Annotated in this window: 16 protein-coding genes; 7 read left to right on the plus strand and 9 right to left on the minus strand. The window is 66.7% G+C overall.

The genetic code is table 11. The features are described 5' to 3' along the window. Positions 1-60 precede the first annotated feature (60 nt). The 5 genes from AC1DKN_RS10285 to AC1DKN_RS10305 form a co-directional block, all read right to left on the minus strand. Positions 61-891, minus strand: coding sequence for an enoyl-CoA hydratase-related protein (locus AC1DKN_RS10285; protein ID WP_476871206.1), 831 nt, complete (start codon positions 889-891; stop codon positions 61-63). Further along, entirely contained in the window at positions 888-2,135 is a 1,248-nt protein-coding gene (locus tag AC1DKN_RS10290) for a CaiB/BaiF CoA transferase family protein (protein WP_476871207.1), read from the minus strand. Before AC1DKN_RS10290 ends, AC1DKN_RS10285 begins: the two co-directional genes overlap by 4 nt. Continuing rightward, entirely contained in the window at positions 2,132-3,514 is a 1,383-nt protein-coding gene (locus tag AC1DKN_RS10295; RefSeq protein ID WP_476871208.1) for an FAD-dependent oxidoreductase, read from the minus strand. Before AC1DKN_RS10295 ends, AC1DKN_RS10290 begins: the two co-directional genes overlap by 4 nt. Before the next feature lie 32 nt (positions 3,515-3,546). After that, positions 3,547-3,681 carry a hypothetical protein gene (locus AC1DKN_RS10300; RefSeq protein WP_290370335.1) on the minus strand — a complete coding sequence of 45 codons (135 nt, stop codon included), beginning with the start codon at positions 3,679-3,681 and terminating at the stop codon, positions 3,547-3,549. Positions 3,682-3,793: 112 nt separating this feature from the next. Then, a complete protein-coding gene (locus tag AC1DKN_RS10305; RefSeq protein WP_028277301.1) occupies positions 3,794-4,402 on the minus strand; it encodes a helix-turn-helix domain-containing protein in 609 nt (202 codons plus the stop codon). Positions 4,403-4,992: 590 nt separating this feature from the next. Here AC1DKN_RS10305 and AC1DKN_RS10310 point away from each other — a divergent pair. Beyond that, positions 4,993-6,297, plus strand: coding sequence for an MFS transporter (locus tag AC1DKN_RS10310; RefSeq protein WP_476856620.1), 1,305 nt, complete (start codon positions 4,993-4,995; stop codon positions 6,295-6,297). A gap of 148 nt (positions 6,298-6,445) precedes the next feature. Then, complete coding sequence (locus AC1DKN_RS10315; RefSeq protein WP_476871209.1) at positions 6,446-6,913, plus strand: cytidine/deoxycytidylate deaminase family protein; 468 nt, start codon at positions 6,446-6,448, stop codon at positions 6,911-6,913. A 233-nt stretch (positions 6,914-7,146) separates the two neighbouring features. Here the strand turns inward: AC1DKN_RS10315 and AC1DKN_RS10320 are convergent, their stop codons facing one another. After that, positions 7,147-7,566, minus strand: coding sequence for a DUF4383 domain-containing protein (locus AC1DKN_RS10320; RefSeq protein WP_253906807.1), 420 nt, complete (start codon positions 7,564-7,566; stop codon positions 7,147-7,149). Between the two features lie 220 nt (positions 7,567-7,786). On the opposite strand from AC1DKN_RS10320, the gene AC1DKN_RS10325 reads away from it, so the two are divergent. Beyond that, positions 7,787-9,106: a cell division protein PerM gene (locus AC1DKN_RS10325; RefSeq protein ID WP_476871210.1), complete on the plus strand. Its 1,320-nt coding sequence runs from the start codon at positions 7,787-7,789 to the stop codon at positions 9,104-9,106. Positions 9,107-9,128: 22 nt separating this feature from the next. Here the strand turns inward: AC1DKN_RS10325 and AC1DKN_RS10330 are convergent, their stop codons facing one another. Next, positions 9,129-9,572, minus strand: a complete 444-nt coding sequence (locus AC1DKN_RS10330) for a hypothetical protein (RefSeq protein WP_476859185.1) — start codon at positions 9,570-9,572, stop codon at positions 9,129-9,131. Positions 9,573-9,611: 39 nt separating this feature from the next. Here AC1DKN_RS10330 and purN point away from each other — a divergent pair, with 39 nt between their 5' ends. Further along, positions 9,612-10,187 (plus strand): phosphoribosylglycinamide formyltransferase, encoded by a 576-nt coding sequence (gene purN, locus AC1DKN_RS10335; protein ID WP_476871211.1) that lies wholly within the window; start codon positions 9,612-9,614, stop codon positions 10,185-10,187. Between the two features lie 471 nt (positions 10,188-10,658). Beyond that, on the plus strand, positions 10,659-11,294 hold the full coding sequence (locus tag AC1DKN_RS10340; protein WP_476871212.1) for an endonuclease domain-containing protein: 636 nt from the start codon (positions 10,659-10,661) through the stop codon (positions 11,292-11,294). 70 nt (positions 11,295-11,364) lie between these two features. On the opposite strand, the gene AC1DKN_RS10345 is transcribed toward AC1DKN_RS10340, so the two are convergent. Then, on the minus strand, positions 11,365-12,717 hold the full coding sequence (locus AC1DKN_RS10345; protein WP_476871213.1) for an MFS transporter: 1,353 nt from the start codon (positions 12,715-12,717) through the stop codon (positions 11,365-11,367). Positions 12,718-12,867: 150 nt separating this feature from the next. Between AC1DKN_RS10345 and purH the strand changes: the two genes are divergently transcribed. Then, positions 12,868-14,553 (plus strand): bifunctional phosphoribosylaminoimidazolecarboxamide formyltransferase/IMP cyclohydrolase, encoded by a 1,686-nt coding sequence (purH, locus tag AC1DKN_RS10350; RefSeq protein ID WP_476871214.1) that lies wholly within the window; start codon positions 12,868-12,870, stop codon positions 14,551-14,553. Positions 14,554-15,580: 1,027 nt separating this feature from the next. On the opposite strand, the gene AC1DKN_RS10355 is transcribed toward purH, so the two are convergent. Next, positions 15,581-16,579, minus strand: coding sequence for a trypsin-like serine peptidase (locus AC1DKN_RS10355; RefSeq protein WP_476871215.1), 999 nt, complete (start codon positions 16,577-16,579; stop codon positions 15,581-15,583). A gap of 245 nt (positions 16,580-16,824) precedes the next feature. Here AC1DKN_RS10355 and AC1DKN_RS10360 point away from each other — a divergent pair, with 245 nt between their 5' ends. Then, positions 16,825-19,047, plus strand: coding sequence for an NADP-dependent isocitrate dehydrogenase (locus AC1DKN_RS10360; protein ID WP_476871216.1), 2,223 nt, complete (start codon positions 16,825-16,827; stop codon positions 19,045-19,047). Positions 19,048-19,071: the final 24 nt, after the last annotated feature.

Below are 19,071 nucleotides of genomic sequence, written 5' to 3' on the forward strand. Positions count from 1 at the left end.
GGTTTCTCCTTCTAAGCTCTTGTTGTTCTTCGAGCGGCTAAATATCGGGCCGTGGAACGGCTAGCGTCCCGACCAGTGCGGGGCGCGCTTCTCCTGGAAGGCGCGGACGCCCTCGGCGGAGTCTTCGCTGTCCAGCGCCGCCATGAGGGCGGGGAGCCGGAGGCCGCGGGCCTCGGCGGCGGTCAGGTGCGCGGTCTGCGTGACCATCTGCTTGACCGCCCGGACCGAGGTGGGGGCGCAGGCGAGGATCTGGTCCACCCAGCGCTGTACCGCGGCGTCGAGCTGGTCCGCGGGGACCACCTCATTGACCAGGCCCATGGACTGCATCTCGGTGGCCTCGGCCTTCCGCCCGGTCAGGAGCATGCCCATTGCCTGGGTGTATGAGATCCGGCGCACCAGCTGGTGGATGCCGCCGTCGAGCGCCAGACGCCCGACGCGCGGTTCCGTCAGCCCGAAGCGGGCCGTGTCCGCGGCGATTACGATGTCCGCGCCGAGCACGATCTCCATGCCGCCGCCGAGCGCATAACCGTTGACCCGGGCGATCACCGGGATGTCCAGCGTGGTGCGCAGGCTGAGCCCGCCGAACCCGTTCGGGTCCAGACCCGCCCAGTATTCGAGCCCGGTCTTGTCCACGGCGGAGGCGGACATGTCCGCGCCGACGCAGAAGGCCCGGGTCCCGGCACCGGTGATGACCACGGCGCGGACGTCCGGATCGGCTTCGAGCTGGTCCCAGATCTCGTTGAGCCGGGCCTGCGCGCCGCCGTCGACGGCGTTGAGCACGTGCTGGCGGTCGATGACCACGGTGGCGACGTGGTTCTCGATGGTCAGGGTGACCTGGTCAACGGCGGCGGGAACCGAGGCGGTCGTCCCGGCTTCTGAAACGGCGGTCACCGAAGGACCCCCAGCTGCTGCAGGCGCTCGATGGTCTCGGCGTCGAACCCGTTCTCCAGCAGCACCTCGACGTTGTGTTCGCCGAGGCGCGGGGCCACCCGGCGGATGGTGGGCGGGGTGGCGGAGAGCCGGATGGGTGCGTTGAGCATCTTCACGGTGCCGACGCCGGGGTGTTCGGCCTCGACGATCATGTTGTTGGCGTGTGTCTGCGCATCGGCCAGGGTCTGTTCCAGGGTGTGGACCGGGGCGTTGAGCAGCCCCTGGCCTTCGAGCCGGGTGGTCCAGTATTCGGTGGTGTTGGTGGCTATGCGCTCGCGGAAGATCGCCTGCAGTGCCGGCTTGTGCTTGAACTGCTGTTCGAGGTTGGCGAACTCGGGCCGCAGCGTGAGGTCCTCGTCCAGGCCCAGGGCCTCGGAAATGCGCAGCAGCGGGTCCGGGGTGAAGCCGCCCACCATGCAGACGGCGCCGTCGGTGGTTTCAAAGACGCCGCTGAGCGGCATGGCGCCCCAGTTGACCTCGTAGCCGCGGTTGAGCTGCATGCAGGCCTCCTGCATCTGCAGGTGCAGCATGGAGTCGTACATGGTCACCTCCACCTTCTGCCCGACGCCGGCGGACTCGCGGGTGCGCAGTGCCAGCAGGATGCCCTGCATGAGGTGCATGCCCGTGATGTAGTCGCACAGCGTGGTGGGGTAGATGGCCGGTTTCATGTCATCGGACTCGCGCCGCCACATGACGCCGGAGTAGGCCTGGGCGATCGCGTCCTGGCCGCCCTTGTGCGAGTAGGGGCCCTCGGGGCCGAAGCCGGTGCCGGAGGCCCAGATGATGCCCGGGTTCTGCTCCTTGAGGTCCTCGTAGCCGAAGCCCATCCGCTCCATGACGCCGGAGCGGAAGTTGCTGACCACGACGTCGGCGTCGGCGAGCAGCCGGCGGAGGACGGCTTTGCCCTCATCGGTGCGGGTGTCCACGGAGATGCTGCGCTTGTTCCGGTTGATGGACAGGAAGATCGGGTTGTCCTGGCCGTCCTTGTCCGGGAACGAGTTGCGGGAGATGTCTCCGGCGCCGGGGCGTTCCACCTTGATGATGTCCGCGCCGTAGTCGCCCAGCAGCTGGGTGCAGGACGGGCCCATGAACACCTGGGTGAAGTCCACGATCTTGATTCCGTCCAGGGGGAGCGGGGTGCCGGCCTCAGCGGCGGCGGTTGCCGCCGTCGTGCCTGACAGCAGGTCGTCGATGACGGTGCTCATGCCCCCACCACCGCGTCCACGTCAAGGGTGGCGTTCGACGACGGGACGTCGCCCGGGTCGGCGCCGTGCCGGCGCATGCCCTGCTGGATGTCCAGGGCGGAGACGTCGCGGACGAGGGTGCCGTTCTGGATCGCCAGCGCGGCGGCGACGCCGACTGCCTGGCCCATGGCCATGCAGGGCGGGATCTCGCGGGACATCTTCTGGGCCTCGGGGGTGGCGGAGTAGTGCCGGCCGGCGACGAGCAGCTGGTCCACTTCCTTGGGCAGCAGCGAGCGGAACGGGTAGTAGTAGTCGCGGCCGCGGGCCACGGTGTCGGCGAAGTGGCGGCGGGAGGTGACATCTTCCTTGGTCATGACGTACTCGCCTTCGAGCAGGCGGGTCTGGCGCACGCCCATCTGGGACGCGACGTCGAGCATGTAGCAGTTCTCGAAGCCGGGCAGGTTGGCGCGGACGTAGTCCACGGCCTCGGTGATGCGGTCCCGTGCGGCGAACTCGGCGGCCGTCATGTCCGCCGGGTCGACGCCGTCGAAGCCGGTCATGTGGGGTGCGTTGCACCAGACGACGCCGTCGATGGGGGTCTTGAGCCACCACAGTTCCCAGGCGCCGCCGAGGAGGCGCTTGATCTTGCGGTTGATGGCGCGGGCTTCCTTCGGGTTGGCCTGTTCGAAGGCCTCCGCGGCGTTGGTGTCGACGTTGCCCAGGCGGAAGACGAGCGTGGTGAGGTAGCTGTCCTTGACGTAGCTGGCGCCGGCCCGGGAGGCGACGTCGATGTCGCCGGTGGTATCGATGACGATGTCGGCCATGAAGGCCTGCGGGCCGGACTTGGTCTCGCAGATCACGCCCTTCATGACGCCGTTGTCCACGATGGGGCGGGAGAACCAGGAGTGCAGGCGCAGGTTGACGCCGGCCTCGCGGACGAGGTCGTTGGAGACACGCTTCCAGCCGTCCGGGTCGAAGGCTGCGGCGTAGCAGACCGGCTTGGGGGTGGTGTGGGAGTGGAAGTCGAAGGTGCCGTAGCGGCCCCACTTGTTCCACAGTTCCTCGGAGGTCTTGCGGTCATCGGCCGGCGGGACGATCGCCAGGCCCAGCTTCTGCAGCCGCTGGACGTACTCGGAGACGATGCCGGTGACCGTGATTTCCTGGCCGTTGATCATGTCATCGAGCACCAGGACCATGCCGCCGGAGGCGAGGCCACCCAGGGAGGAATAGCGTTCCAGCAGCGTGACAGAGGCGCCCGAGCGGGCCGCGGTGACGGCTGCGGCCACGCCTGCGGGGCCACCGCCGACGACGAGGACGTCGGAGCGGGAGATGACAGGGGCGGTGAGGTCCGCCGTGGTGGTGCTGAGTTCCAGCGACGACATGGCTGTGGACGGGTTCATGGGGGATCCTTACTGTTTCGGCCGAAGTGCCGTTAGAGGCGTGCCGTGGGAACGGGTGCCGTTGGAACGGTGCCGGTGACGTAGAAGACGGTGACGTAGAAGACGGTGCCCGGCAGTAACGCGGCAACGCTGACCGCGAAATCGACCCGGGAGAGGGTATGACGCATCGCGGCCCGTTGCGGGGCCGTGGTGCAGGCTGTTGGAGGGGTTCCGGCGGACACCGCGGTATAGAAGAGGCGTCCGGACCGGAGAAAGGTGACGGCGGCTAGGGCCGGCGGATCACCACGCGTGAGGTGCGTTAACCCAGATTGCTACGCAGACCTCTTCGTAGCTGTTCTTGTACCAGTGGGGCGTATCCGAGGAGAAGGTGATCGAATCGCCTTCTTCCAGGGTGTACTTCTCGCCGTCCAGGAAGATGTCCTTCCGGCCGGAGAGCACGATGCCGAATTCCTCGCCGCTGTGCCGGAAAGGAGTGGCGCTGGTGTCGTGGCCTGGCGGACTCACGATCCATTGGGCCTCCAGCGCACCGTTGAGGTCCGGGGTGAGCAGTTCATAGACTGCTTCACCTACGGACTTCTTGGTGACGCCCTTGAGGTTCCGCCGCTCGGCCTTGCGGACCACGGGGGACCTGGTTTCCTCCTGTCCGAGGAAGAACTTCCCCACCGGAATGTCCAGGCCGTGTGCCAGCTGCGCCAAGGTGGTGAAAGAGGGATTGGCCAGGCCGCGTTCGATCTGGCTGACGATCGCCGGGCTGAGGCCAGTGACTTCCGAGAGCTTCGCGAGGGTCATCCCTTTGTCCTTGCGCATGTTGCGGACCTTGTTGCCGACGGTGGCAAGAAGGACGCTTGTGCCGGCGGGGGAATGTCCCGTGACGATTTCGTTGGTCATGCTCCGACTCTCTCTTGGTGAGCTAACACACATAACTATAGTGAAAACTTTTAGCGAATCAAGGTTTTGCTGAATATTTTTGCGGTTCCGGGCCGAATCTGCGCCTGACGTGGGGCTTTGTAATCCGGCCCGGGCCCGGCCTGCTGCGGGCGGACGGGACTTCTCCGAAAACCATTGACTCTGTGAAGATCTTCAATATAGTTGTGTGAGCCGCAACACTTTTGGGAAGAACGCTTCAAACAGGTTAGGGCGCACAGCCTTCTGGCGGAAGGTGCATCCGACCCGCGAACACGTTCCTTTCCTTAAGCAAAGCTGCCGTGACATCTGCCAAGCCATCCGCAGAGCACGATGTTGGCCGGTCACCAGGGACCAGTTCCTTGTTGCCGAGCTGGATGGCCCGTTTGCATTCAAGCGCTACGAAGAGGCATGCGTAGCTATCTGGGCTAACTCGCCTCCCATGTGGTGAGCCGGTCCCGCCCCGCGGACCAAGCCAAACGATAGTTTCGATTGCCGGCGACCCCAACAGGGGTGCCCGCCGGCAATCCGTACCCTCACGCACCCCGAAAGTGCGGGGGAAGGAAAAAGGAATCATGACTGACACTGTCGTCAAGACTGACCTGGAGACCGGCCGCAAGTCCCGGCTATCTCCGGAAGTCCGCCGGGGACTGCTCGGCCTTGGACTTGGAAACACCCTGGAATGGTACGACTGGATGGTCTTCGGCCTGCTGTCGGCCTTCATCGGACCCAAGTTCTTCCCGTCGCAGGACCCCGTTGCCGCGACGCTGAGCGCGCTGGCAGTCTTTGCCGTCGGCTTCGCGTTCCGTCCGCTGGGCGGCATCCTGCTCGGCACCTTCGCCGACAGGATCGGACGACGGCGGGTAATGCTCTGGTCCATCATGATGATGGCGATCACCACCCTGATCATTGCCGTGTCGCCGACCTATGACCAGATTGGCCCCGCGGCCGGCGTCATCCTGCTGATCTGCCGCATCGTTCAGGGCATCTCCACCGGTGTCGAAGCTCCGCTGTCCACCGCCCACGCCGTCGAACTCGTCCCCGAGGGACGCGAGGGCTTTGTCGCCGGCATCATCTCCTTCTACGTCAACGCAGGCATCCTGCTCGCCTCGCTGGTCAGCTACCTCTCGTCCCTGATGCTCGGTGGGGCCGTCATGGCCGACTGGGGATGGCGTGTGCCGTTCATCGTCGGCGCAGCCTTCGGCTTCGTCGTTGTCTACCTTCGCCGGACGCTTCCGGAAACCATGAAGCCGGAAGAGCTGGCGAACAACTCCGCCAAGACCGTCTGGGGTGGAGTGCGCAAGCACTGGCTCAGCGTCCTGGCCATCACCTTCGTCGTCGGCGCGGCGCAAGCCTACAACTACGCCTGGAACACCGGCCTTCCCACGGCGGCCCGCACCGGCTTCAAGGAGGACGCAACCGCCGTCTTCGCGCTCACCACCATCCTCGGCGTCGTGCTGGTTGTCGGCAGCCTCATCATCAGCAAGGTCGCTGACGGCAAGTCAATGTCCAAGTGGTTCCTGATCACCCGTGCGCTGGCCATTCCGTCCGTGTTCCTGATGCTGATGTACGTCAAGCCCGGCATCGCCGGCTTCGCGGCCGTCCTCCTCGGCGGCTCGGTTGTGCTGGTCCTGAACATGACCCTGTACAACGTGGTCACCAGCTCCCTGATGCCGAAGGGTTGCCGCGGTGCCGGCACCGCGCTCGGCTACGGCCTGGGCGTCGCCCTCTTCGGTGGCACGGCCTCCTACCTCCTGGTCTGGCTCCAGTCCATGAACGCCTCCTGGATCTTCCCCGTATACGTGGCTGTCCTGTCGGCGCTCAGCATCGTCTTCTACCTGCTCGCCCGGAAGAAGAACGGCATCTTCATCGGCCGGTAGAGCACCCAGCCGGCCACGAACGCAGCCGGCTACGACCACGGCCGGTTACGAAGACAGCCAGGCCAGAACACAGGCACGCAAGAACAGCGGTAAGCAGGAACGGAAAGTGGGAACCCTCATGGACGTCAGTCGCCCGGACACAAACGGTTTGCAGGCAAACGTGATCTCCTTTGATGTCGACGCCTCCGACGTGGAGCTTTACGAGGCAGCGCGCGCGCTGTTGCTCACCGCCCACCACAGCGAGAACCACCGGGTGGCGGCCGCCATGCGCGGTGAGTCGGGGGCCATCTATCTCGGACTGCACATTGGCGCCAAACGCATCAATGTGTGCGCCGAATCCAGCGCCCTCGCCAATGCCCGCATGGCCCAGGAGCCAGCAATCCACTCCGTGGTAGCCGTCAGCATGGACGGGCAGGGACACCCCCAGGTCACCAACCCGTGCGGCGTCTGCCGGGAGTTGCTGCGTTCTTACGGAACCGAGACGTCTGTACTGGTCGATGCCGGGGGCGAGGTGGGCAAGGTCCGGATCAAGGAACTGCTGCCCTTTCCCTGGATGCGTGCCACCGAAACGGAGTGGGACACTGTTCCGCCCCGCGTTCAGGAACACGCAACCTAACGAGCCGCCGCGGCACCCGCATCATCACCGGCGGCAACGGCAGCGGCAGGGCATCACGGAAGGCCGGGACTCACAAAGTCCCGGCCTTCCGCCGTGCCGGGAGGTTCCGCCGTCGGGCGGCCCCAGACGCCACACAGAAAGCTGGTGCAGCCGCCGCGTTTCCGCTAAACCGCTGCACCAGCAGGTAGTACGAATTTTCTGAATACTATGAAACGTTACTCATTCGCGGCTCCCTATGTCCCGGGGGTTGATGACCGGGTCTTTACGTCTTCTTCCAGGTGCCTTGTCATCAGCCAGCCTGCGCCGGCCATTACTACGCCCATCACCATGAAGGCCCAATTGTCCATGGTGTTCAGCGACAGGAAGTTGGCCGCCGAATCCACGCCGACGATGAAACCGTAAATGCTAAGGACGATGTACAGCAGACCGGAGCCCATGAGGAAATTCCGGGCGCCCATGGCAGTCCGGGACATGGTCAGGCCGGTGGCGCCGATCGCGAGCTGAACGATGTTCAGCAACATCGACACCTGGAACAGGCCCAGGAACAGGGCCTTGGAATCGGGCCCGAAGAACCTAAGTTCGCTGTAATTCGTAGTGATGCCGGGGATGAACCCCAGGATGCCCACGACGATCAGGACGATACCTGCACCCATGCCGACGTTCTGTACATCTGTCCGACCAAAATGAACGCCGTGCGCATGAGGAGATGCGGTAGTCATTATCTGCCTCCAACCACTGATTGCGGACATTTACAATTTTACGACCGGGGTGCGCAAAAAGCGCCGGGGGCCCCCGACGGCAAATCCGGCGGATCCGGCCAATGTGCCTGTCGGAAACCGGCCGGGTGCCGGGCCCGTGGCACCATGGATCTCGATGAAACTGCGCGCTGATCAGACCGGACAACGTGGCCTTCCCATGCCCCTGTGGCTGCAGGGTGCCCTCGAGTCCGCCCAGGCCGCCGTCATTTCCGCCCTCGTGGTGGTGGCCCCGATCGTCATTGTCTGGGCCACGGCCGGATTCCAGCATGACGGATTCGATGTCCTGGCACGCCTGGCCGGCCAGGCCTGGCTGCTGATCCACGGCGTGCCCCTGCTGCTGGACACCGCCGGTGCCGGGTCCGCCGCGCAGCCGGAATCCGGGACGCTCTCGCTCATCCCGCTGGGCCTGGCCCTCATCCCGTTCCTGCTCGCCTGGCGCGCCGGTCGGCGCCTTGCCCGCGCCTCATATACGGACCAGCTCTGGCAGGCCCTGCTCGGCTCCTGGCTGGCGTATGCCGGATTCGGGATTGCAACGGGCTTCGTCTGCCGCACGGCCGACGTCGGCATCAGCCTGTGGGCCGCCGCGTTCATTCCCCTCGTCCCGTTCGGGCTCGGCATGGTGGTGGGCGCGCGCCGCGAGGCCGGGTCGTGGAGCCGGCTGATCGGCGTCGACGCCGTGGCCTGGCTCTCCCGTACCAGCCAGCACTCGCGTTGGGCCGGGTCCTACCTGGGTTCGGCCATCAAGGCAGGCTCGGTGGCGCTGATGGCGAGCCTGGCGATGTCCGCCGCGCTGCTTGCCGTCGACCTCTTCATCCACTGGAACCTTGTGGTCGCCGTTTATGAAGGGCTCGACGCCGGTGCCATGGGCGGCGGTGTCCTCACCATCGTGCAGCTCGGCTTCCTGCCCAACCTCGTCGTCTTTGCCCTGGCCTGGATCTCCGGCGCGGGGTTCGCCCTGGGCGTCGGGTCGCTGGCCGGATCGCTCGGGACCGCCGTCGGGCCGCTGCCGTCCGTTCCGGTGTTCGCCGCCCTGCCTGCCGGTTCCCTTGACTTCGGCTTCGTGGCCCTGGTGGTGCCTGCGCTGGCCGGGGCGCTGGCCGGCTGGTGGTTCCTGCGCGAAGGCGAAAACCACTTCGACGAATGGCTGTCCATCAAGATCCGGGCCCGCTGGTTTACCGCCGCCGCCTCCACCCTGGTGCTGGGCGCGGTGATCGGCTCCGTCGGCGGGCTGCTCGCGGCGGGGCTCGCCTGGCTGGCCCGCGGTTCGGCCGGCATCGGTCGGCTGACGGAGATCGGGCCCGACCCGCTGCGCACGGCACTGTTCGTGGCCGCGGAGGTCGGGATCGGCGTCGTGATCGGCTACGCGGCCGGACCGTGGCTGGAACGCCAGCAGAAGCTGCGCGAGGCAGACCTGGAGACGGTCAGCAGCCGCTAGGGCAGCGGCGTCGGTGCAGCTGTTAGCGCAGCTGCGTGGGCAGCTGGCTCGGCAGGGACTTCTCCAGCTGCGTCCTGCATTCCGAGGTTGCCTGCTGCGTCAGGGCGTAGCGGACGCACTGCTGGTAATCGCGGATCTGGTTGAAGAACAGCGTCGAGGCCAGGACCACCAGCAGCATGACCGCCGAAACCACCAGCCCGGATATCGCGCCGTACAGAACCAGCCGCGATTCCTTGTATTTCACCGCCCGGACCAGGACCACGATGCCCAGCACAATCCCCGCCACCGTGAGCAGCGCCGTCAGCCACACATAACCCACGTCGAGCTGGAAGACGAAGAACGAGCCCAGGACCGCGATGACGAACAGCCGGAACAGGGTGTGCGTCAGCCGTGCGGAATCTTGTGCTGCCTGGCCGGCCGGTTGCCGGTCCGACTGGCCGCTGCCGGATTCCGTGGGGGGATTCATGTTTTCCAGCCTACGCGAGCGGCCCCATAAGCTAGGACCATGCGCATAGTTGTCCTCGTTTCCGGCACCGGCTCCAACCTCCAGGCAGTAATCGATGCCGTGAAGTCCGGCGCGCTCGACGTCGAGATCGCCGCCGTCGGCGCCGACCGGCCGGGGACCTTCGGGGTGGAACGCTCCGCCGCCGCCGGGATTCCCACGTTTGTGGTGGACTTCAAGGCCTACCCGGACAGGGCGGCCTGGAACGCGGCCCTGACCGAAGCCGTCGCCGGCTTCGCCCCGGATGTGGTGGTGTCCTCGGGCTTCATGCGGATTGTCAGCGCCGACTTCATCGACGCGTTTGACGGCAAATACCTCAACACCCACCCGGCGCTGCTGCCGTCCTTCCCCGGCGCCCACGGTGTCCGCGACGCGCTGGCCTACGGCGTGAAGGTCACCGGCTGCACGGTGCACTGGGCCGACGCCGGGGTGGACACGGGCCCCATCATCGCGCAGGAAGCCGTGGCGGTCGGGGACGGCGAGAGCGAGGAATCCCTGCACGAGCGCATCAAGGTGGTGGAACGCCGGCTCCTGGTCTCCACACTGGCTTCCCTCGCCGCGGCCCACACCCCCGCCTGATTTCCGCCCTGCCTGATTCCCGCGCTGCCTGATTTCCCCGCTTGACCCAACTAGCTCGCAGTAGGGGCCGTTTTGGGCGCTCAAAACGGCCCCTGCTGCTGGCCAGTTGGGTAGACGGGCCGCGGCTTGTGGATAACTCTCCTTGGCGGTCCGCGACTTTGCGACTATGGGTCGATGAAGAGACCCGAGCCGCTCCCAGCGCCGCTCGGTTCGGCGCCGTTTACATTCCGGGAGGCAGCCGACGCCGGGGTCAGCCGTCGCCGGCTCAGGCATCCCTCACTGCGGGTTCCGAGCCGCGGGATCCGGCTGCCTGCAGAACACTCCACTGACGTGAAGCTGAATGCCCGGCCCCTAACTCTTGTCACGCAATTCTCTGCAGCCTCCCACGCGACCGCCTTCCTGATCTGGGACTTCCCGGGCTTTCTCCCGGGCTCTGGTGCCCCCGGCATCCACATATCTCGTCCGGACTCCATGGCGATACCGCGGCGCAGGGGCGTGATTGGCCATGTCGGGCAATTCTTCGCCGACGAAATCACCACGATCGACGGCGTGTTGGTAACCTCACGGACCAGGACGTGGTTGGACTGCGCCCGGAAGATGAGCATTGACGAACTGACCGTGGTGGCGGACCACCTGCTGCGCCATCCCCGGCCCGAGTTTGAAAGCCGGACCATGCCCTATGCCCGTCCCGGGGAACTGGCCGAGATGCTGGACCGCCACAAGGGAACACCCGGTATCCGCAAGGCGCGGCTCGCCTTGGAGCAGGCCCGAATCGGTGCGGATTCGGCCCCCGAGACGAGACTCCGGCTTGCCCTCTGCCGCTCAGGACTACCGGAACCGGAACTGAACGTGCGCACGGTCCTGCGCTCCGGCGTCGTGCGCCAACCTGATCTTGCCTATCCGGAACACCGGGTTGCTGTGGAGTATGAGGGGGCCGTGCACTCCGACGCGGCCCAGGTCATCCGCGACATCGCCAGGGAAGAGGACTACAGCGGCGCGGGCTGGACCCTGGTCAGGCTCTCAAAAAGGCACATGCAGAACGACGCGCGCGCCGCCGTGACAAAGGTCCGCGCCGTTCTCGCCAGCCGTGGTTGGCCGCCCAACTAGCTCGCAGCAGGGGCCGTTTTGAGCGCTCAGAACGGCCCCTGCTGCGAGTCAGTTGGGCGGGGTGGGCGCGTTACTCGAGCCGGCGCTGCTTCGTCTCGGGGGCGAAGAACGCCATCCACAGCACGGAGAGCAGCACGAGGCCGCCGGCCAGGGCGAACGACGTCGCGAGCCCCAGTTCCGGCCACAGGAAGGCCGCGAAGATCAGCGGACCGAACCCGGCGCCGAGCCGGGAGAACGTCGAGGCCCAGCCGAAGCCGGAGCCGCGCAGTTCCGTGGGGTAGAGCTCGGAGACGTAGGTGTAGAGCACCGGGATGGCCACCTGCACCACGAAGCCGAACACCAGGAGCCAGAAGACGGCGGCGGTGGGGATGTCCACCACGATCGCCACGATCACGAGCGTCAGCGCGGACAGCGGTCCGGTGATCGCCAGGATCCACTTGCGGCCCACCCGCTCCACCAGCAGGGCGGCCACCACCACGCCCAGTAGTCCGACGGCGGCCATCGACGCCGTGGTCAGGAAGGCCTTGTACTCCTCGAAGCCGGCGCCGATCAGGATCCGCGGCATCCACGTCAGCGACAGGTAATAGACGAGCAGGATGCTGAAGAACAGGGCCCATGCCGCCGTCGTGATCTTCCAGTTGAACTGCCAGAGGGCGCGCAACTGCGTCCACGCACTCCCCGCCGAGAGGCGTGGTGCATCCTGCGGTGCGGGCAGGCTGTAGACGCGGGCCTCGGCGCCAGTGGCCTGGACCAGGGCGTCGATCACCTTGGCGGCCTCGTCGCGGCGGCCCTTGCGGATCAGGAACAGCGGGGATTCCGGCACGCTGCGGCGGATCCAGAACACCAGCAGCGCCGGGAGCACCATGACCAGCATGGTCAGCCGCCAGTCCGCGAAGGCCGCGACCAGCCCGGCGGAGACAAAACCGCAGAGGGCCGCGCCGATCGGCCACCAGCCGTCCATCGCGGTGAGCACCCGGCCGCGCTGTTTGCGCGGGGTGAACTCGCCCACCAGCGCATAGTCCACCGGGATGCAGCCGCCCAGGCCGAACCCGGCCAGGAACCGGTACACGACAAACCACATGAAGTCGGGGGAGAAGGCGCCGAGCACGGTGAAGATGGAGAAAATCAGCAGGGTCGCGGTGAAGGCCTTCTTGCGGCCGATGGTGTCCGCGATGGTGCCCCAGACGAACGCGCCCAGGGCCATGCCAATGAGGTTCGCCGTGCCGATCCAGGCGGCATCGCCCGGGCTCAGCGACCAGTGCTTGGACAGCAACGGAATGAGGATGCCGTTGAGGGTGACGTCCCAGGCATCGAACATGAAGCCCAGTCCGCCGATCAGGAAGATCCGGCCCTGGACCTTCCACCGCCACGGCAGTTCCTGGACCACCTGTTCGCCGCTGGGCACAGTGGTGTACGTGTTCATCTTGGCCTCCTGTGAAAACTCTACGTGGCCGGGCCGCGGCCTGCGCGTGCTTCACACTCCGGCGCGCGGGAGGGCCCGGCGGCGGGACGCGATAAACTGGCCGCATCCCCACCACCCGCGGCCCCGCCGCGATATAAGACGGAGACTTTTGTGAGCTTCACGCAGCTTGACCGTGTATCCATCGACCGAGTTCCCATCCACCGGGCACTGATTTCGGTCTACGACAAGACCGGTCTGGAGGAGCTCGCTCAAGGCCTGCACGCCGCCGGCGTCAAGATCGTCTCCACCGGCTCCACGGCCAAGAAGATCGCCGCCGCGGGCATCCCCGTGCAGGAAGTCGAGGAAGTCACCGGCTCCCCGGAAATGCTGGACGGCCGCGTCAAGACCCTGCACCCGCGCGTGCACGGCGGCATCCTCGCGGACCGCCGCGTCCCGGCCCACATGCAGACCCTGGCGGACATGGAGATCGAGCCGTTCGACCTCGTCGTCGTCAACCTCTACCCCTTCGTGGAGACCGTGAAGTCCGGTGCAGCGCCGGACGACGTCGTCGAACAGATCGACATCGGGGGCCCCGCGATGGTGCGCTCCGCCGCGAAGAACCACGCCGCCGTCGCGATCGTGGTGGACCCGGCGTCCTACGGTGCCGTGGTGGAGGCCGCCGCCTCGGGCGGTTTTGACCTGAAGACCCGCCGCCGGCTCGCCGCCAAGGCGTTCGCGCACACCGCGGCCTACGACACCGCCGTGGCCACCTGGACCGCCAGCCAGTTCCGTGACGAGGACGGCGACGGCGTGATCGACTGGCCCGCCTACGCCGGCCTGGCCCTGGAACGCTCCGAGGTGCTCCGCTACGGCGAAAACCCGCACCAGCAGGCCGCACTGTATGTGGACAAGGCCGCCCCGGCCGGCATCGCCCAGGCCGACCAGCTGCACGGCAAGGCCATGAGCTACAACAACTTCGTCGACGCCGACGCCGCCCTGCGCGCCGCCTTCGACTTCGCCGAACCCGCCGTCGCCATCATCAAGCACGCCAACCCGTGCGGCGTGGCCGTGGGGTCCGCGTCGGCGGCCGACCCGATCGCCGACGCCCACGCCAAGGCCCACGCCTGCGATCCCGTGTCCGCGTTCGGCGGCGTCATCGCCGCGAACCGCACGGTCACCGCCGGGATGGCACGCACCGTCGCCGGCATCTTCACCGAGGTCGTCATCGCGCCGGGCTTCGACGACGAGGCAGTGGAGATCCTGTCCAAGAAGAAGAACATCCGCCTCCTGGCCCTCCCGGACGGATACGGCCGCTACCCGACCGAGTTCCGCCAGGTCTCCGGCGGCATGCTGGTGCAGGCCACGGACAAGGTCGACGCCGACGGCGACACCCCCGCGAACTGGACCCTGGCCGCGGGCGACGCCGCCGACGCCGCCACCCTGGCCGACCTCGCGTTCGCCTGGACCGCGTGCCGCGCGGCGAAGTCCAACGCCATCCTGCTCGCGGACAACGGTGCCGCCGTCGGCATCGGCATGGGCCAGGTCAACCGGCTCGATTCCTGCAAGCTCGCGGTCGAGCGCGCCAACACCCTCGGCGTCACCGTGGAGTCCGATGTCGAGGGTGCTGGCGGGGCCTCGAATGCCGACGCCGCCGCTTCGCCGGAGCGTGCCCGGGGCGCTGTAGCGGCCTCGGACGCGTTCTTCCCGTTCGCCGACGGACTGCAGATCCTGGTCGACGCCGGCGTGCGCGCCGTCGTCCAGCCCGGCGGCTCCGTCCGGGACGAGGAAGTCATCGCCGCAGCCAACGCCGCCGGCATCACCATGTACTTCACGGGGGCACGCCACTTTTTCCACTAGGGCCCTTCCACTCGGGTAGTGCTCTTCCACTCGGGCTGCGGTTCGCGCACAAGGGACCCGAGCGCAAGAGACCGGCACAAAAAATGGACATGCCCTCCCTGGCTGGGGGACATGTCCATTTTTTGTGCCATCGAGTGGGCTGGTGGCCGGTCCCTGGGACATGCTCATTCGTTCCGCGGGACATGCTCATTTTTCGCGGCAAGGAGTGGGCATATGGGGGATATGTCCAGGCTTCGGAGTGTGGAGAGAGCATGTCCCGTGCGACCCTGGGCTGCCTTGGCCATCCGGGGGACATGCTCATTCTTTTCGGTGCGTACCGGGCCAACCCAAAGGACGTGCTCACGGGTTCAGGAGCTCGAGACCGACCCGGTCGGACATGCCCATTCCTTTCCGGGACATGCCCTCCCTGGCCGGGGGACATGTCCATTTTTTGTGCCATCGAGCGGGCTGGTGGCCGGACCCTGGGACAGGCTCATTCTTTCCGCGGGACATGCTCATTTTTCGCGGCAAGGAGTGGGCATATGGGGGATATGTCCAGGCTTCGGAGTGTGGAGAGGGCATGTCCCGTGCGACCCTCGGCTGCCAGGGCCAGCCGGGGGACATGCCCGTTCTTTCTGGAGCGCAGCGGGCCATCCGGGGGACATGCTCATTCGTTCCCAAGCGCCGAGAAGCCGCCCGGGAGGACATGTCCTTTCCTCATGGCAAGGCCCGGACATGTGGGGTATATGTCCGGGCCTTGGTGTTAGCGGAGGGCATGTCCAGGGGGGGCGATCCGCCGTCGCACATAAAGCCAGCGCGGGGCCACTGCGTCCTCCCCACTGCTGAAGATGGGACGCAATGACCCCGCGCTGGGGTAAACAGGGTAAACAGGGTAGACAAGCCCGGCTGCGCGGGCCCCGCGAACAGGCCCCCGCGAACGGAGCGCGGGCCCCGCGAACAGGCCCCCGCGAACGGAGCGCGGGCCCCGCGAACAGGCCCCCGCGAACGGAGCGCGGGCCCCGCGCGAACGGGGCCCCGCGCCCTCAGATCAGGAAGCGGCCGCCGTGGTGTAGGCCTGCTGGATCACGCTGCCCCAGTACGGGCCGTACATCTTGGTGGAGTTGCTGCCGTAGCCGTAGCTGTTGATGGAGTTCTGGTAGCCGGCGGCGCTGGTGCCGATGAACCACGGACCGCCTGAGGAACCGCCGGTCATGTTGCAGGGGATCCCCTGGGTGTTGAACTGCGGGTTGTAGGGATCGTTCGTGGCGGTGCCGGAGCAGCTCTTGAGGGATTCACCGTTGAAGGGCGCTGCGGCGGGGTAGCCGAATGACTTGTAGCTCAGGCCGCGGGCGGCGTTGAACTGCAGCCCGGAGCCGCCGACGACGTCGCTCAGGTACTGGCCGTTGAGCGTGGACATGACGGCGAAGCCGGTGTCGTAGGTCATGTCACCCGAGGAGCTCCACTGGGTGGGGGCGTAGAGGGCCTTGGCCGTCCACTTGCCGTAGGGGGCCGCGCCGTTCAGGTACGCCGGGACGAACGTGAACTTGGTGGCGAAGGCGCCCGGGCCCTCATTCACGCAGTGCCCGGCCGTGGAGACCGTGCTCTTGTTGCCGGAGGAGACCGAGTTGCCGGAGCAGACGTAGTTCGTCCCGCCGAGGGTGAAGAAGACCTTGCCGATGTGCGGGACGGGGGTTTCGCTCGCATTGGTCTTGGTCTGGAGCGTCTGGGATTGCAGCTTGGGAGCCGCGGCCTCGACCTTGCTCGGCGCGCCCGTTTCCGCCGGGCCCCTGGCCGCGGTGGCCTTGCCGTTGCGCTTCATGGCCCTGTCGGCCAGGACGTCGCCGGGGACGGCGCTGCGCATGCGTTCCGCGGTCCAGTAGTCGGCCGCGCCCGTCTCGGTGACGGTGTGGCTGGCGACATCGGAGGTGGAAACCGGTGCCTTGGCCGGTGCGGGGGAGGCCGTGGCCGCCCCCGCGGCACTCAGGGCCAGCAGCGCGGCGGCCGAAAGAGTCAGCAGGCTGGTGGCCAGAGTCTTGGGTGTTCTCATGGGTGTCCTAACCGGTGGAAAAGCGGGGCGGCCGCTGTTGGCGGCCGCTGGATGGAACGAAACTACGGCAATTTGACTAACCTGTAAAGTCGCTTGTCAATTTTTGTTATGCCGTGTCGTGATGTCACTCATCCGTCCGCGCACGACGCCGGTAGGCGCCAACGGGGGCACCTCGGGTAAGTTAGGGGTGTTGAGATAACACAAGATTCCGGAAATACCCAGACCTTCAGGGAGACGCCCGCGCAATGGCAAAGATTATCTATACCCACACCGACGAAGCGCCGATGCTGGCCACCTATTCGTTCTTGCCGATCATTGAGGCGTTCGCCTCGACGGCCGGTGTGGAAGTGGAGACCCGCGACATCTCGCTGGCCGGCCGCATCATCGCCGTGTTCGGCGACTACCTCACCGAAGAGCAGCGCGTCAGCGACGCCCTGGCCGAGCTTGGTGCCCTCGCCAAGACGCCCGAAGCCAACATCATCAAGCTGCCCAACATCAGCGCCTCCGTGCCCCAGCTGAAGGCCGCAATCGCCGAACTCCAGGGCCACGGCTACGCGCTGCCGGACTACCCGGACAACCCCTCCTCGGACGAGGAAACGGACATCCGGTCCCGCTACGACAAGATCAAGGGCTCCGCCGTGAACCCGGTCCTGCGCGAAGGCAACTCGGACCGCCGCGCCCCGCTCTCGGTCAAGAACTACGCCCGCCAGAACCCGCACAGCATGGGCGCCTGGACTCCGGAGTCAAAGACCAACGTGGCCCACATGGACGCCGACGACTTCCGCTCGAACGAGCTGTCCGTGGTGATCGAGGCCGACACCAACATCAAGATCCAGCTCGTCAAGGAAGACGGCACCGTCAAGGTCCTCAAGCGTGCCTTCCCGGTCCTGGCCGGCGAGGTCATCGACGGCACCGTGATGCGTGCCGCGGCGCTGGATGAGTTCCTCGCAGCCCAGGTCGCCCGGGCCAAGAACGAGGGCGTGCTGTTCTCCGCCCACCTCAAGGCCACCATGATGAAGGTCTCGGACCCCATCATCTTCGGCCACGTCGTCAAGGCCTACTTCGCGGACCTCTTCGCCACCTACGGTGAGCAGATCGCCGCCGCCGGCCTGAGCCCCAACAACGGCCTTGCCTCCATCCTCAACGGCCTCGAGGACCTGCCGGAGGAGATCCGCGGCGAGGTCCAGGCAGCCATCGAAAAGGGCCTCAACGAAGGCCCCGAACTCGCGATGGTCGATTCCGACAAGGGCATCACCAACCTGCACGTGCCCTCCGACGTCATCGTCGACGCCTCGATGCCGGCCATGATCCGCAGCTCGGGCCACATGTGGGGCCGCGACGGCCAGGAAGCCGATACCCTCGCCGTCCTCCCGGACAGCAGCTACGCCGGCATCTACCAGGTCGTGGTTGATGACTGCCGCGCCCACGGGGCCTTCGATCCCACCACCATGGGCACCGTCCCGAACGTCGGCCTCATGGCCCAGGCCGCCGAGGAATACGGCAGCCACGACAAGACGTTCGAGATCCAGTCCGCCGGCACCGTCCAGATCGTCGACGACGCCGGCACCGTGCTGATCGAGCACAAGGTTGCCCCGGGCGACATCTGGCGCGCCTGCCAGACCAAGGACGTGCCGATCCGCGACTGGGTCAAGCTGGCCGTCACCCGCGCCCGCGCCTCCGCCACGCCCGCCGTCTTCTGGCTGGACAAGGGGCGCGCGCACGACGCCCGGATGATCGCCAAGGTGGAGGAATACCTCAAGGACCACGACACCGAGGGCCTGGAAATCGCCATCATGTCCCCGGATGAGGCCACGGCCTTCACGGTGGAGCGCCTCCGCAAGGGCGAGGACACCATCTCGGTGACCGGCAACGTGCTCCGCGACTACCTCACCGACCTCTTCCCGATCCTGGAACTGGGCACCAGCGCCAAGATGCTTTCGGTGGTGCCGCTGATCAACGGCGGCGGCCTGTTCGAGACCGGCGCCGGCGGATCCGCCCCGAAGCACGTCCAGCAGTTGCTCAAGGAAAACCACCTGCGCTGGGACAGCCTGGGTGAATTCCTCGCACTGGCCGTCAGCTTCGAGCACCTCGCCACCAGCACCGGCAACGCCCGCGCCCAGGTCCTGGCCGACACCCTGGACCGGGCCACCGGCACGTTTCTGCTGGAGGACAAGTCCCCGAAGCGCAAGGCCGGCGAGTTGGACAACCGCGGCAGCCACTTCTACCTGGCCAAGTTCTGGGCCCAGGAACTGGCCAGCCAGAACGACGACGCCGAGCTCGCCGCGGCCTTCGCCGCCGTTTCTGACGCGCTGAACTCCAACGAGGACACCATCACCGGCGAACTCCTGGCCGTCCAGGGTTCCCCGGTGGACCTTGGCGGGTACTACCGGCCGGATGCGGCCAAGGTTGCAGCGGTCATGCGCCCGTCGTCGAAGTTCAGCGAAGTGCTTGCGACGCTGACCAAGTAGTCCCAGCCTCAACCGGCGCCAGAC

Source organism: Arthrobacter sp. 01N444 (assembly GCF_056399305.1).